Raw genomic sequence first — 14,353 nt, forward strand, 5'->3', positions numbered from 1 at the left:
GGGTGCCGGGCCGGGTGGGCGGCGGGGGTCACCGGGGGCGTCCTGCGGTGGGGGCGGGGGCCAGGGCGGCGCGGCGGGCCAGGCCCGTGGTGGAGCGGCCGTCGAGGTAGGGGAGCAGCAGGACCTGGCCGCCCCAGCTCTCCACCAGGGGCTGTTCGGGCAGTTCGGTGCGGGCGTAGTCGCCGCCCTTGGCCCAGATGTGCGGGCGGAGTTCGCCGAGGATGCGTTCGGGCGTGTCCTCGTCGAACACGGCGACCGCGTCGACGCACTCCAGGGCGCGCAGCACCCGGACCCGGTCGGCCGCCGGCACCAGGGGGCGGCCGGCGCCCTTGTGGCGGCGCACGGAGTCGTCGGAGTTCACGCAGACGATCAGGCAGTCGCCGGCCCGGCGGGCGGCCTGGAGGAGGGCGACGTGGCCGGCGTGCAGCAGGTCGAAGCAGCCGCCCGCGGCGACGACGGTGCCGCCCGCGGTCCGGACCCGGGCGGCCAGGCGCACGGCGTCGCCGGTGATGTCGCCGTCCGCCGGGGCGGGTTCGGGCGGGTCCGGCCGCTCCTCGGTGGCGACCGCACGGGCGCCGCCCTCGGCGACGTAGCGGGTCGCGGCGTGCACGGCGGCCTGTACGGCGGCCTCGGTGAGCGCGCCGTCGGCGAGTTCGCCGGCCGCCGCCGCGGCGAACCGGTCCCCGGCGCCGCAGGCGTCGCCCGCCACGGCGGCCGGGGTCGGTACCAGCAGCGGGGTCTCGCCGTGGGAGAGCAGTGCGCCGCGCTCGCCGAGGGTCACGGCGACGGCCTGCGCCTGCCAGGCCCGCACGAGGGTGCGGGCGTCCCGGGCGGCGGTGCGCAGGCCGGCCTCGTCGCCGGAACCGCCGGCGTCCAGATGCCGGGCGAAGGCGCGGGCCTCCTGCGCGGAGGGCGTGACCAGGCGGACGCCCGGGACCGGGGGCAGGCCGCGTACGTGGGGGTCCCAGACCAGGGGGGCCGTCGTCCGGCCGAGGGCGTCGCGCAGGACGTCGGCCGTGCCCCGGCCGTAATCGGCGACCAGGAGGCCGGCGGCACCGGTGACGGCGTCCTCGGCGGCCCCCGTCGCCGCGCGGGCGCGTCCGTCGCCGTCGTCCAGGCGGAGCAGCGGCCGGTCGCCGGCCATGACCCGGGTCTTGCTGCTCAGGGCACCCTCCAGCGGCACCTCCACCAGGTCCACGCGGCCGGCCAGCAGGCCCCGCAGGGTGTCGCTGGCGGTGTCGTCGCCGAGCGCGGTGACCAGCGTGACCGGGCGGCCGTCGGCGGCGGCGAGGCAGGCGGCCAGGGCCGCGCCGCCGGGGCGGGAGCTGCGCCGGGTGCCGTGCACCACCGGCACGGGGGCGTCCGGGGCCAGGCGCTCGGCCCGGCCGCACAGGTCGTGGTCGAGCAGTGCGTCGCCCACGACGACCAGCGGTGTGCGCGTGCTCGTCATGCGCGTCCCTTCCGGTGGACGACGGGCCCGCCGGGCGTGGACCGGCCGACGGTTCGGGCCCGGCCGACGAGCCGGCCGACGACGCCCGGCCTGCCGTCCACCGCCTCGCAGCCGGCCCGGTCGGCGTCCCCGCGTTCGACGGCCTGGTCGAAGGCCTCGCACAGCATGTGCACGGCCACCAGGTGGAGTTCCTGCACGGTGGCGGCCACCGGCGCGTCCACGCACAGCGCGTCGTCGGCACCGAGCTGAAGCGGGTTGGGCGCCCGGCCGGTCAGCGCCCACACCGTCATGCCCAGGTGGCGGGCGCGCTCGGCGGCGGTCAGCAGGTTGGCGCTCGCGCCGCTGGTGGACAGCAGCATGAGCACGTCTCCGGGGCGGCCGTGGGCGACGGTCTGCCGGGCGAAGATCTCCTGGACGCCGTAGTCGTTGGCGATCGCGGTCGTGGAGGAGGTGTCGGCGTGCAGGGCGACCGCGGAGAACGGCGGCCGGTCGTCGCGGTAGCGGCCGACGAGTTCGGCCGTCAGGTGCTGTGCCTGGGCGGCGCTGCCGCCGTTGCCCGCGACGAGCAGCCGGGCCCCGGCGCCCAGGCGGCGGGCGAGTTCGGTGCCCCACCGTTCGATGAGGGAGCCGTGGTCGCGGAAGGCGTCCAGGGCCTTGGCGAGGTCGTCGCAGTGCGTGGCGTCGCCGGCGGGCTTCATCGCATCACCCCCGAGAGCCAGGGGGCCGAGGCGACGGCGCCGTACACCCCCGCCACTCCGTCCGCCACCCGGTCCCAGGTGTAGTGGCTCAGCACCCGCTGCCGGCCCGCGGCTCCGTACCGGGCGAGCCGGTCGGGGTCGGCAAGGAGCCCGCGCACGACCGCACCGAGGTCGTGGTCGTCGTCGGCCGGGACCAGGACGCCGGTGGTGCCGTCCACGACCGTGTCGAGCTGGCCGCCGACCGCGGTGGCGACGACCGGCGTGGCGCAGGCCATGGCCTCCAGCGGGACGATGCCGAACGGCTCGTAGCGGGGCAGGGACAGGACGAGGTCGGCGCCGGCCATCAGCCGGGGCATGCGGGCCCGGCCGACCCCGCCGAGCAGGGTGACGCGGTCGGCGACGCCGTACTCGCCGGCGACGGCGTAGAGGCGCCGGGCCTCGGGATCGGTGCCGAGCAGATCGGCCTCGGGGCCGCCGGCGACGATCAGTTCGGCGTCGGGGATGTCGGCCAGGGCGCGGATGGCGCGGTCGAAGCCCTTGCGGGGGACCAGCCGGCCGACGGACAGCAGCCGCCTGCGCGCGCCGGCCGGGCGGGTGCGGGCGGCGGGCGCGAACTGGTCGGGGTCGACCCCGCAGGGCACGACACTGATCCGGTCCTCGTTCAGGCCCATGGCCTTCAGTTCGGCCACCTCGTCGCTGCAGGTGGCGATGATGCGGGCGCACTCGTGGCCGACGGCCTCCTCGATGGCGAGGCGCTGCGGTGGGCTGGTGTCGGCGGCTCCCTGGTAGCGCTTCTTCACCGTGCCCAGCGCGTGGTACGTCTGCACGACCGGGATGCCGAGCCCCCGGGCGCCGGACAGGGCGGCCAGGCCCGACATCCAGAAGTGGGAGTGCACCACGTCCGGTGGGCTCAGCGACCACTGGCGTGCCAGGAAGGTCCCGAACTCGACCATGTGGGGCAGCAGTTCGTCCTTGGGGACGGGTACGGGCGGCCCGGCGGGCACGTGCACCACCTGTATGCCGTCGATGAGGGTCACCCGGTCCGGCAGGCCCGCCGAGTCCCGCCGGGTGTACACCGTGACCCGGTATCCCTTTCTGGCGAGCTGCCGGGCGACCTGGGCCACGTACACGTTCTGGCCGCCGGCGTCCGGTCCGCCGAGCGCGGCCAGCGGGCTGGCGTGCTCGGAGACCATGGCGATGCGTCCGGCCGTGTGCGTAATGCGGCTCATCGGGTGACCTCCTTGATCAGGCGCTCCCAGTCGTCCAGGAAGCGCCGTTCTCCGTAGCGGGCGTGTGCCGCGGCCCGGGCGGCCGCGCCGGTGCGGCGGGCGAGTTCGGGTTCGGCGAGGAAGGCCCGGACGGCGTCCTCCAGTACGTCGAGGCGGTTCGAGACCACCCCGGCGCCGTCGGGTACCGCCTCGCGCACCTCGGTGGTGTCGAGGGCGACCACCGGCATGCCCAGGAACATCGCCTCCAGCAGCGACAGCCCGAGCGAGGTCCAGCGCACCGGGTGCAGATAGAGCCGGCAACGGGCCATCTCGCGGTGCAGTTCGTGCTGGGGCAGGTCGCGGGTGCGGCAGCGTTCGGGCTGCAGGCCCAGGTGTTCGGCGAGTCCTTCGGTGCGCATGCCGAAGACGTCCAGCGGCGCGGACCGGGCGAACCGGGGCAGCAGGTCGGTGCCGGTCGTACGGCCCCGGCGCAGGGGCTCGTTGACCACGACGGCCGCGCGGCGTTCGGTGCCGGTCCAGCGGTGGCCGGGGTCGACGATGCCGTGTTCCACGACCTCGGTGGGGGCCTGGCCGCTGTCCCACATCAGCCGGTTGAAGTGGGTGACGTGCACGATCGGGATCGCCGACTGCCCGGCCAGCGGGTGGAGTTGACGCTCGGGGGACTCGTCGGGGCTGTTGTGCTCGACGTACACGGCGGGCACGTCCACGCCGGGACGGCGGCCGGTCCAGCGCAGGGCGAGGTCGAGTTCGTGCGGCCGTTGCAGCACCATCAGGTCGATGTCGCAGTCCCACAGCTGCTTCGGGGTCCGCTCCTGGACGGTCTGCGGCCAGTCCCAGGTCACGGCCCGGCCCAGCCCGTCGGGTCCGCGGTCGTCGGTGACCGGGACGAGGTAGGTGTGCGGGCCCTGCACGAAGGCGGTGAGCCACGATCCGTGCACGTGCCAGACGAGGATGTTCATGTGTGCCGCTCCTGGATGAGCTTGTGCACCGCGCGCACCACGTCCTGGCCGGTGACCTCGTCCAGACAGGGGTGTCCGGGCACGGGGCAGGTCAGCGCCCGGGTGTTCGCGCACGGCGCCGACTGGTCGCCGAGCAGGATGGTCGGGACGCCGTACGGGGCCCAGCGCTCGGCCGGGACCACGGGCGCGAAGAGGGACACGACCGGCGTGCCGACGGCGGCGGCGAGATGGGCGGGCCCGGTGTTGGCGCTGATGACGACGTCGGCCATGCGGAGGACCCCGGCGAGGGTGCGCGGGCTCGTCCGCCCGCCGAGATCGACGCCCGCGTCCCCACTGACGCACCGGGTGAGCACCCGCTCGTGCGGGCCGCCGGTGACGACCACGCGGTGCCCGGCGTCGGCGAGCAGGGCCACCGCGTCCGCGCAGCGCCGTGGATCCCAGGCGCGGGCGGGGGCGCTGGCTCCGGGGTGCAGCACGACGTACGGGCCGTTGCCGGTCAGGCCGCTGGTGTCCGGGGGCGGCAGGACGCGCAGCCGGCCCTCGTCCCCGGGGGGCGGCCGGAAGCCCATGGCGGCGGCGGTGTCGAGGGCCGCCTCCACCTCGTGGCGGCCCGGCAGCCGCCGGTGCCGTACGTCCAGCAGCCGCCCGGGGTGGTCGACGCTGTCGGCGCCGATCCGGCCGATGCCGGCCAGCCGCAGCAGCAGTGCGGTGGGCAGGGGGCTCTGGTGGAAGGAGGTGAGGACGAGCGCGGTGTCGAAGGCCCCGGCGCGCAGCCGGCCGAGCAGGGCGTCGATGTCCGGCACGCTCACCTCGGGCGGGTCGAATCCCTCCCAGGGCGCCTCCCAGACCAGTACCTCGTCGACACCGGGCAGCAAGTGCGCGGCGTCGGCACCGCGCGGACCGCACAGCATGGTGACGTGCGTGCTGTGGGCGGCGACGGCACGCACGGCCGGACCGGCGAGCAGCACGTCACCGAAGCTGTCGAGCCGGACGACGAGGGCCTTCACGTCGACCGCCTCCTTCCGGGCCTCGGCCCCGCGAGGTGCCCTTGCGCCACCCACGCCGGCCACCGGTCCGCCAGGTCCCCCTCGGAGGACCACGCCCGACCCCGGACCACCGCGTCCAGCCGGGACGGCCACGCCCGGCCCGGCGCCGCCGGGTCCTGGCGGGACGGCCGCATCCCGGCCGGATCCCCCGCGTCCGGCGCAGGCGACCACGCCCGATCACCGACCGCCTCCCGCCAGGACGGCCGCACCTCGGCCGCGTCCCCCGCGTCCGGCGCAGGCGACCACGCCCGATCACGGACCGCCTCCTGCCAGGACGGCCGCATCCCGGCCGGGCCCGGCATGTCCAGTGGGGACGAGCAGTTTTGATCAGGGTTGGTCGCGCCCCCCGGCGGGATCCGCCTCCCCGTCCCCCCGAGCGCCCTGCGGACCGCGGTGAGCGGGTCGGGGGCGGTCCGGTGGGCGAAACGTGCCGCCTCCGCCGGGGCCGTGGCCTCGTTCGGTACGAGGATGCCGTGGGCGCCCGCCGCGCGGGCCGCCAGCACGTCCGCCGCGATGTCGCCGATCACCAGGCACGCGGCGGGCGGGACGCCGAGGCGCGCGGCGGCGGTGAGGATCAGACCGGGGCGGGGCTTGCGGCAGGCGCAGCCGGCGTCAGGGGCGTGCGGGCAGAACACCCAGGTGTCCAGGCCGCCCAGCAGGGCGTCGGCGCGCTCGTTGACCCGGTGTACGTCGTCGGCGGTGAGCAGTCCGCGTCCGATGCCGGACTGGTTGCTGATCACGCCGGTGGCCAGGCCGTGGGAACGTGCGAGCGCGACGGCCGCCTCGGCGCCGGGCAGGAGCCGGACGCGGTCGGGGTCGCCGTTGTAGGGCACGTCCTCCACGAGGGTGCCGTCGCGGTCGAACAGGACGGCGCTGAAGGGGATCACCCGGCACCCCCCAGGGGTTCGGCGTGCCGGTGGCGGACGACTCCGCGCAGCCAGTGCCGGACGGCGAGGGGCGGGATGAGCACGCTGGTGCCGAGCATCCCGGCGATCTCGCGGGCGGTACGGGGGCCGGGCAGGATCCGGGCGAGGGCGAACTCGGCGGTACCGAGCGTCCACAGGGCCGCGCAGACGGCCGCGGCACGCCGGCGACCGGTCGACGCACAGGCCGCCGCGGCGAGGGCGGCACCGGTCACGGCCAGGTGGCGGGGCAGCCGGCCCCGGGGGGCCTGGGCGCGGTCCCACCAGTCGCGGCCGTGCAGGCGGTTCATCAGCACGTCGTCGGCGTTGCCGCGCTGCGCGGGCAGCGAGGCCCACCAGTGGGCCGGGCGGACCGGGTGACAGGTCGTCCGGCGGCCCCGCCGCAGCGTCCAGCCGGCCCGCTGCACCCGCAGGGCGAGGTCTGCGTCCTCGCGGAAGGCGCGCGGGAAGCGTTCGTCGAAGCCGCCTGTCCGGGCGAGCGCCTCGGTGCGGTAGGCCATGTCGGCGGTGGCCCAGGCCGCGTTCTCCAGGCCCTTGGTGCCTCGTTCCCAGTCGGTGGGCCGGCGGTCCAGGGGCAGGGGGACACGCAGCTGTCCCTGGATGCCGCCGACGTCCTCTCCCGCCTCGTGCAGGTCCTGGGCGAGCAGCCGGGACCAGTCCGGGAGCACCTGGACGTCGTCGTCGAGGAAGACCGTCCAGGGGGTCGCGACGCTGCGCCAGCCGGCGTTGCGGGCGGCGGCCGGGCCCTTGCCGCCGGTGCGCAGGGTCCGTATTCGGTCCAGCAGGGGCCCGGCCGCCGCCAGCGGCAGGTCGCCGTCGCACTCGGGCCGGTCGTCCACGACGATCACCTCGTGCGGTGGGTGCCCTTCGGCTCCGGCGAGCGCGCGCAGGCACTCGGCGAGGCAGGGGCGGCCGATCGTCGGGACGACGACGGTGTAGGCGGGCGCGCCGGTCATGCGAACGCCTTCCCGCGGCGTATCGCGAACGGGCCGAGCACCAGCAGGTCCACGGGTGCGGACCCGAAGCACTCCAAGGCGTCCCTCGGGTCGTCGACCATGGGCCGACCGGCGGTGTTCAGGCTGGTGTTGACGACCACCGGCAGTCCGGTGCGCCGCTCGAACCCGTCGATCATCCGCGCGACCAGGGGCTCCTGGGCGCGGTCGACGGTCTGGATGCGGGCGGTGCCGTCGACGTGGACCACGGCCGGGATGCGGGCCTTCCAGTCGGCGGCCACCTCGTGCACGAAGAGCATGTGCGGGCTGGGCAGCGGTCCGTCGAAGATCCCGGCCGCGCGTTCCGCGAGCACCATCGGCGCGACCGGCCGGAACTCCTCGCGTCCCTTGACCGCGTTGAGCCGCTCCAGGTTCGCGGCGTTGCCGGGGTGGGCCAGCAGCGAGCGGTGGCCGAGCGCGCGGGGCCCGTACTCGCTGCGGCCCTGGAACCAGGCCACGATCCCGTCGGCGGCCAGCGCCTCGGCGGCCGTCTCGGCGATGTCGGCGGGCTCCTCGTACGGTACGGCCGCCCGCTCCAGCCACTGCCGCAGTTCGGTGTCGCTCCAGCCGCGGCCGAGCGCCGCGGTCCGCATCGGCTCCAGGGTGTCCTTCTGGCCGGCCACATGCGCGGCGGCGCCGAGAGCGGTACCGGCGTCTCCGGCGGCGGGCTGCACCCACACGTGCCGGAAGCCGCTCTCCCGCCACAGCCGGGTGTTGGCGACGCAGTTCAGCGCGACACCGCCGGCCATGGTCAGCGCGTCCTCGCCGGTGCGCTCGCGCAGCCACCGGGCCAGGGCGAGCATGGCCTCCTCCAGGCAGAGCTGGGCGCTGGCCGCGAGGTCGGCGTGGTCCCGGCTCCAGGCTCCGCCGGCCGGGCGGGCCGGGACGAGATCGGCCCAGGGGACCGGCCGGGCGCGGAAACCGCCCCGCTCGTCGGCGTGGACGTACTCCCGCAGGCGGTCGGCGAAGCGCGGGGTGCCGTAGGAGGCGAGCGCCATCACCTTGAACTCGTCGCTGCTGCGCAGGAATCCGAGGTGCTGGGTGAGGTCCTCGTAGAATAGGCCCAGGGAGTCCGGCAGTTGCTGGGTGCCGAGGACGGTCAGCTCGCGGTTGGTGTAGCGGCCGGCCAGGTGGGAGCCGCACTCGCCGCGGCCGTCGAGGACGAGGACGGCGCAGTCCGGGTAGGGCGAGACCGGCCCGGCGGAGGCGGCGTGCGCCACGTGGTGGGGGACGAACCGCACCTTGGCCGGATCGAGCCCCGGCAGGGCCTCGGCGAGGAAGTCGGGGGCCTGGCGGGCGTATTGCTGGCGCAGGTGGTCCCAGGGGTCGTCGAGGCCCATCCGCTCGGCGGGGCGGGCGAGCGAGGGATCGTAGGAGTAGGCGACGGCGTCCAGGTCGGACGGCGCGAGGCCGGCCTGTTCCAGGCACCAGCGCGCGGACAGCTCCGGCAGCTCCCACGCGGAGAAGGGAACGGGCCGCTTGCCGTGTTTGCGGCGCGTGAACCGCTCCTCCTCCGCCGCGGCCACGATCCTGCCGTCGGTGAGCAGGGCGGCCGCGGGGTCGTGGAAGAGTGCGTTGATACCGAGGACGTGCATGCGCTGTCTCCAGAACGCGGGCGGTCGGGGGTCAGGACTGCGGGGCCGGGTCCTCCTCGCGCCGTGGCGGTTGCGGGGGCTGCGCGGCGAAGTAGGCGATGGTCTGCTTCAGCCCCTCCTCCCAGGGGATCTGGGGCGACCAGCCGAGCAGTTCGCGGGCGAGGGTGGTGTCGGGGCGGCGCCGGCCGGGGTCGTCGACGGGCCGGTCGATGAACGCGATCCGGGACCGGGAGCCGGTGAGGGCGACGACCCGGCGGGCCAGGTCGGCGACGGTGATCTCGTCGCTGCCGCCGATGTTCACCGGTCGCACGGACCTGCTCGCGGCCACCCGCAGCACGCCGTCGACGGTGTCGTCCACGTAGCACAGCGAGCGGGTCTGGCTGCCGTCGCCGGTCACGGTGACGGGCTCGCCGGCGAGGGCCTGGCAGATGAAGGTGGGCACCGCGCGCCCGTCGTGGGCCCGCATCCGCGGCCCGTAGGTGTTGAACAGCCGCACGATCCCGGCGTCGGTGCTCCTGGTGCCGGCGTGCGCGGTGACGAGTGCCTCGGCGAACCGCTTGGACTCGTCGTACACGCTGCGCGGCCCGACCGGGTTCACATTGCCCCAGTAGCCCTCGTGCTGCGGATGCACCTGCGGATCGCCGTACACCTCGGAGGTCGACGCCAGCAGAAGACGCGCCCCGTCGCGTTCGGCGATCGCGAGCGCGTTGCGGGTGCCGAGACTGCCGACGTCCAGGGTCTCCAGGGGCAGGCGCAGATAGTCGGCCGGCGAGGCGGGGCAGGCGAAGTGCAGTACGAGGTCGTACGGCCCCGGCAGCAGGTCCACGCAGTCGGGCGCGGAAACGTCGAGCCGGACGAACCGGAAACCGGGCCGGTCCGCGAAAGCGGCGACGTTCGCACGCCGCCCGCACGCGAGATTGTCGGCACAGTCGACTTCGACCCCCGAATCCAGCAGCCTTTCGCACAGATGGGAGCCGAGAAAGCCGGCGCCTCCGGTCACAAGGGCGCGCCGCCAGGAAAACGGTGTGTCACCAGTCATGGGGGCTGTTCCTTCGTCCACGTCGTCGCGCCCCGGGAACGCTCCTGCCTGGGGCGTTCGGCGCGTACCGCGTCGCCGGGCCCGAACACGTCGGCCCCGCTGAGGAATGTGTGGGGAAATGAGGACAGGGCTCGGTCCCACTGGTCCGGAGGACCGCCCTGTTCGGCCGCCGCTTGCTGGACGGCACTGGCACTGTGTTCCCCTGCCAGTTGGTTTCACACGTTGCATTCTTATTGTCCGGAAGGCCGGGTACTCGCGCGACTTCAACGACGTCAGAGCAGGTGGAGCCGCCCGGCGGCGACGCCCGGAAAGAGCTGGAGACGGCCATGCACGACGAGGTCACCGCGGCACTGCTGTGTGCTCTGCGGCAGCCCGGCCGGTCTCCCGGACGCCTGCTGCTGACCGGTTGGTTCAGTTTCCGGGACGGGGAGGCGACGGCCGGGGACGTGCTCGCCCAGCGGCACGCGTCGGCCGAGCTGACCCGGGCGGGCATCCGGCACGACACCGCGTGGAGCCCGGGCTTCCGTCCCGGCGAGCTGTCGCTGGAGACGGCCCGGCCGGAGGCGTACGACACGGTGCTCTTCGTGTGCGGGCCGGTGCACGGACCCCAAGTCACCGCGCTGCATGCCAGGTTCAGGGCCTGTCGGCGACTCGCCGCCGGCGTCTCGGTCGTCGATCCGGCGGACCCCGCGGCCACCGGTTTCCACGAGATCATCGCCCGGGACGGCACCGCGGCCCCGGCCCGGCGCGACCTCGCGGCCACGGCCGCGGCGGGCCCGCTGCCGCCCGTGGCCGGGGTGGTGCTCTCCCGCGGACAGGGCGAGTACGGCGCCCGCCGCCGGCACGAGGAGGTCAACGCGCGGCTCACCGGCTGGCTGGCCGGCAAGGACTGCGCGCGCCTGTCGGCCGACACCCGCCTGGCCGCGGACGACTGGCGGCTGTGCACCACGGCCGAGCAGTTCCTGGCGCTGGTCTCCCGCTGCGACCTCGTCGTCACCACCCGGCTGCACGGCCTGGTGCTGGCGCTGCGCACCGGCACGCCGGTGATCGCCGTCGATCCGGTCGCGGGCGGCGCCAAGGTCGGCGCCCAGGCACGGGCGGTGGGCTGGCCGGCGCTGGTGGACGCGGGGGCGCTGAGCGAGGAAGTGCTGGACCACTGGTGGCGGTGGGCGCTGTCGGGCGCGGGCCGGCTGGCCGCGGCCCGGCACTCGGTGCGCTGATCCCGCGCGGATGCGCCGTGTAGCGCGGCGTGCGCGGGGCACTCGACGCGGCGACGGCAGGCCGCTCATGGGCCGCCGCGATGTCTCGCAGGAGGTGACGACATGGGTCACGGCGGAAACGTCATCCAGGAGTTGACGACCGATCACCGTGAGGTGGAGGAGATCTTCGGCCGTATCGAGGCGCTGCCGCCCGGTTCCAAGGACCGCAAGGATCTCGCCGACCAGGCGACGATCGAGCTGGTACGGCACTCGGTCGCGGAGGAGTCCTATCTGTACCCGGCGGTGCGCAAGCACATCACGGGCGGGGACGCCATCGCCGACAAGGAGATCGAGGACCACGCGAAGGCCGAGCGCATCATGAAGGACTTGGAGGGCCTGCAGGCGGACGACGCCCGGTTCGACACGCTCATGGCACAGCTGATGAGCGAGATCCGGTCCCATGTGATGGACGAGGAGCAGAACCTCTTCCCGAAGATGGAGGCCGTCTGCCCGGCGGACGCGCTGATGGACCTCGGCGACAAGGTGCGCCGCGCGAAGAAGATGGCTCCGACCCGTCCGCACCCCTCGGCACCGGACACTCCCCCGGCCAACAAGCTGCTGGCTCCGGGAGCGGGCCTGGTCGACAGGATGCGCGACGCGCTGTCGGGGCGGGGCAAGGAGAGCTGAGGGTAGGGCGGGGCGGGGGGCGGCTGGATCGGTTCCGCTGCGCCCAGAGCCCGGGGAGCGTGGTCGGCTGACCCGGCGCCTGAGCCAGGGTGCCTGGCCGGTCGTCCGGCCCGATCCGCCGGCCCCGGCGCCGCGCCCAAGGGCCGAGGCGCCGGGGCTTTGGCGCGCGCAGGGACCGGACGCTCCCCGCGCCTCCGGAACCGAACACCGGCGCTGATTGGTCGCACCGGGGGCGCCCCGACGCGCAGGGATCGGCCGCCCGCTCCCCCCGCCCCCACAGCCACACGCCGGCACTGGCTGATGGGGCCGAGGACGCCCGACGCGCACGGCCCGGACGCCCGCTCCCCGCCCCCCACACTCAACGCCAGCACTGGCTGATCGGGCCGAGGACGCCCGACGCGCACGGCCCGGACGCCCGCTCCCCACGCCCAAGCGCCAGCGCCGACTGATCGGACTGAGGACGCCGCGACACGCAGGGCCCGGACGCCCGCTCCCCGCCCCCCACAGCCAAACGCCGGCACTGGCTGATCGGGCCGAGGACGCCCGACGCGCACGGCCCGGACGCCCGCTCCCCACGCCCAAGCGCCAGCGCCGACTGATCGGACTGAGGACGCCGCGACACGCAGCGCCCGGACGCCCGCTTCCCGCCCCCCACAGCCAAACGCCGGCACTGGCTGATCGGGCCGAGGACGCCCGACGCGCACGGCCCGGACGCCCGCTTCCCACGCCCAAGCGCCAGCGCCGACTGATCGGACTGAGGACGCCGCGACACGCAGCGCCCGGACGCCCGCTTCCCGCCCCCCACAGCCAAACGCCGGCACTGGCTGATCGGACCGGCGCCCCGACAGCAGGGATCGGACGCCCGCTTCCCCTGTCTCCCAGCGCCACAACGCGGGTGCCGTGCCGGCTGGTCGTGCGTGGAGCGTCCCGACGCGCAGGGCCGGACTCCGCCGCATCCGCTTGGCCGTGACGGTGTCGGGCGCCGGGGGTCTGCACGACGGCATCGGGATCGTGTCCACGGCGTTTTTGGTGCGGGATCCGTGAACGGGATCGCCTCGCGCCGAGGCACGCCGTAGCACCGGATCACCAACGCGCCGACGGCTCGTCGGCCGAACCCCGCTCCGGTTACCAGCTCACCGCCAGCCGCCAGCCATACTTCAGAGCCGCAGGCCGGCCGGGCCACGAAGGGATCGGAGAACTGTTCTTCCGATCACCCTGCGACGCCCCCACATCACCGCACGTCCCCCCCGTCCCCGGCCCCTCAGAGCCATGACCGCACATTTTCCCCGGAGCGGCAGCGGGAACGGTGGCGGACCGCGCGGCACAGGAGGCGGAACGCCTGGAAGAGGGTCAGGGGCCAGAGCAACGCGAAGCAGCACAGCAGTGCGGGGTCCGAAGTGCGGACCCCCATGACCGCCACGAACGCCGAGGCGATGCCCAGCAGCAGCACCGCGACCGGCAGCCACACCTCTCGATGGGGGTCGCCCATGCGGCGCGCGAACCTGCGGTCCTGCCTGAGGGAGCTCTCGATCTGCAGCAGCGCGATCCGTTCGCGCGGCGACAGGCGTACCTCGTCGTGCATCTCCCACGTCTCCCAGTCGTCCACGGCAACGGCACCTCCTCCGCCCATCGGCGGTTTCCGTCTCCGGGCGCCCGGGTTCCCCGGCCGGCCGGGGACGATTCGTACGGAGGGCATGCCGCAGCCGCGGGCCACACACCGGACCGGGTCATGCGCTCACTCAACGTGCACGTTTCAGGACCCGACCCCTCGTTTCCACGGCAACGCCTTCCATCGCCGCACCCCGCCCGAACCGCGCGAGAATTGAAGAGGCACACCACACCGACTCCGATGAAGGGAGGAGGGGGGAATGGCCAAGACAGCGGAGACACCGCAACAGCAAACCCATGAGGGCGACGGCGCGGGCCTGCATCTGCGCATGCGCACGCTGCATCCTCCGGTGCCGATTCCGTACCTCACCAAGGAAGAGGTGACGAACACGGCCCGGGCGGCGACGGCGCGCATGCCCGGTGTGCCGTCGGTCAAGGATCTCGCGTTCTACGGCGGCCTCGGAGCACTGGCCGTGGCGGGGGCACTGGACTGGCCCGTCGCCATCGCCGTCGGCGGAGCCACCTGGCTGGTACGCAGTGGGCGGAAGGAGAAGGAGGAGAAGCAGGCAGCAGGCACCCAGACATAGGCGTCCGGACGTGGGGCGATCCGGGGCCCGGGCCGGTCGATCGGCGGGGAGGCTCTCCGGACGGGAACCAGTGGCGCACGGCGGCGTGAGCGCTGCCGGGCGCCGGGGCGTTACACGGCGGCGACCGGTGCGGAAGCCTTTCGCAGATAAGGCGAGTAAGCGGACCACAGCTGCCACACGAGGCGCAGGACGATCGCCTCGACGAGCGCAGCGAGAATCTTCGTTGCCACGGCTGCCAGTATCTCGGCCATGTTGGTTGACTTTCTGTTCTCGGATTGCGGATGTCCGAAACCAGACAATGCAGCCTTTTCCTGCGCCCCGGGTGCTCAGCAGGCGTACTT

Annotated in this window: 14 protein-coding genes; 3 read left to right on the forward strand and 11 right to left on the reverse strand. The window is 74.8% G+C overall.

The window, feature by feature from the left end:
• Positions 1 to 28: 28 nt before the first annotated feature.
• Genes ACQPXS_RS07315 through ACQPXS_RS07355 form a run of 9 tightly spaced genes read right to left on the reverse strand, consistent with a single transcriptional unit; the run spans position 29 to position 9,931 of the window.
• Entirely contained in the window at positions 29 to 1,450 is a 1,422-nt protein-coding gene (locus tag ACQPXS_RS07315) for a PfkB family carbohydrate kinase (RefSeq protein WP_433448096.1), read from the reverse strand.
• Positions 1,447 to 2,148: a D-sedoheptulose-7-phosphate isomerase gene (locus ACQPXS_RS07320; RefSeq protein WP_433448098.1), complete on the reverse strand. Its 702-nt coding sequence runs from the start codon at positions 2,146 to 2,148 to the stop codon at positions 1,447 to 1,449. The genes ACQPXS_RS07315 and ACQPXS_RS07320 overlap by 4 nt, the downstream gene beginning before the upstream one ends.
• The gene (locus tag ACQPXS_RS07325) at positions 2,145 to 3,377 is read right to left on the reverse strand and encodes a glycosyltransferase (RefSeq protein ID WP_433448101.1); all 1,233 of its coding nucleotides are present in this window, start codon (positions 3,375 to 3,377) and stop codon (positions 2,145 to 2,147) included. The genes ACQPXS_RS07320 and ACQPXS_RS07325 overlap by 4 nt, the downstream gene beginning before the upstream one ends.
• A complete protein-coding gene (locus tag ACQPXS_RS07330; RefSeq protein ID WP_351809123.1) occupies positions 3,374 to 4,336 on the reverse strand; it encodes a glycosyltransferase in 963 nt (320 codons plus the stop codon). The genes ACQPXS_RS07325 and ACQPXS_RS07330 overlap by 4 nt, the downstream gene beginning before the upstream one ends.
• Positions 4,333 to 5,343 carry a glycosyltransferase family 9 protein gene (locus ACQPXS_RS07335; RefSeq protein WP_433448103.1) on the reverse strand — a complete coding sequence of 337 codons (1,011 nt, stop codon included), beginning with the start codon at positions 5,341 to 5,343 and terminating at the stop codon, positions 4,333 to 4,335. Before ACQPXS_RS07335 ends, ACQPXS_RS07330 begins: the two co-directional genes overlap by 4 nt.
• On the reverse strand, positions 5,340 to 6,269 hold the full coding sequence (locus ACQPXS_RS07340) for an HAD-IIIA family hydrolase (protein WP_433448106.1): 930 nt from the start codon (positions 6,267 to 6,269) through the stop codon (positions 5,340 to 5,342). The genes ACQPXS_RS07335 and ACQPXS_RS07340 overlap by 4 nt, the downstream gene beginning before the upstream one ends.
• Positions 6,266 to 7,261, reverse strand: coding sequence for a glycosyltransferase family 2 protein (locus ACQPXS_RS07345; RefSeq protein WP_433448108.1), 996 nt, complete (start codon positions 7,259 to 7,261; stop codon positions 6,266 to 6,268). Before ACQPXS_RS07345 ends, ACQPXS_RS07340 begins: the two co-directional genes overlap by 4 nt.
• A complete protein-coding gene (locus ACQPXS_RS07350; protein WP_433448110.1) occupies positions 7,258 to 8,892 on the reverse strand; it encodes a carbamoyltransferase family protein in 1,635 nt (544 codons plus the stop codon). Before ACQPXS_RS07350 ends, ACQPXS_RS07345 begins: the two co-directional genes overlap by 4 nt.
• A 31-nt stretch (positions 8,893 to 8,923) precedes the next feature.
• Positions 8,924 to 9,931 carry an NAD-dependent epimerase/dehydratase family protein gene (locus ACQPXS_RS07355; protein ID WP_433448112.1) on the reverse strand — a complete coding sequence of 336 codons (1,008 nt, stop codon included), beginning with the start codon at positions 9,929 to 9,931 and terminating at the stop codon, positions 8,924 to 8,926.
• A gap of 326 nt (positions 9,932 to 10,257) precedes the next feature.
• On the opposite strand from ACQPXS_RS07355, the gene ACQPXS_RS07360 reads away from it, so the two are divergent.
• Positions 10,258 to 11,151: a polysaccharide pyruvyl transferase family protein gene (locus tag ACQPXS_RS07360; RefSeq protein ID WP_433448114.1), complete on the forward strand. Its 894-nt coding sequence runs from the start codon at positions 10,258 to 10,260 to the stop codon at positions 11,149 to 11,151.
• A 102-nt stretch (positions 11,152 to 11,253) separates the two neighbouring features.
• A complete protein-coding gene (locus tag ACQPXS_RS07365; RefSeq protein ID WP_433448116.1) occupies positions 11,254 to 11,817 on the forward strand; it encodes a hemerythrin domain-containing protein in 564 nt (187 codons plus the stop codon).
• A gap of 1,261 nt (positions 11,818 to 13,078) precedes the next feature.
• Here ACQPXS_RS07365 and ACQPXS_RS07370 read toward each other — a convergent pair.
• Positions 13,079 to 13,423, reverse strand: coding sequence for a DUF3040 domain-containing protein (locus ACQPXS_RS07370; RefSeq protein ID WP_433448118.1), 345 nt, complete (start codon positions 13,421 to 13,423; stop codon positions 13,079 to 13,081).
• A gap of 262 nt (positions 13,424 to 13,685) precedes the next feature.
• On the opposite strand from ACQPXS_RS07370, the gene ACQPXS_RS07375 reads away from it, so the two are divergent.
• A complete protein-coding gene (locus tag ACQPXS_RS07375) occupies positions 13,686 to 14,012 on the forward strand; it encodes a hypothetical protein (RefSeq protein ID WP_433448121.1) in 327 nt (108 codons plus the stop codon).
• A gap of 110 nt (positions 14,013 to 14,122) precedes the next feature.
• On the opposite strand, the gene ACQPXS_RS07380 is transcribed toward ACQPXS_RS07375, so the two are convergent.
• The gene (locus ACQPXS_RS07380) at positions 14,123 to 14,263 is read right to left on the reverse strand and encodes a hypothetical protein (protein ID WP_433448123.1); all 141 of its coding nucleotides are present in this window, start codon (positions 14,261 to 14,263) and stop codon (positions 14,123 to 14,125) included.
• Between the last annotated feature and the right edge of the window lie 90 nt (positions 14,264 to 14,353).

The sequence above is a fragment of the Streptomyces sp. CA-142005 genome, from assembly GCF_050942335.1.
In the GTDB taxonomy this organism is placed as follows: Bacteria; Actinomycetota; Actinomycetes; order Streptomycetales; family Streptomycetaceae; genus Streptomyces.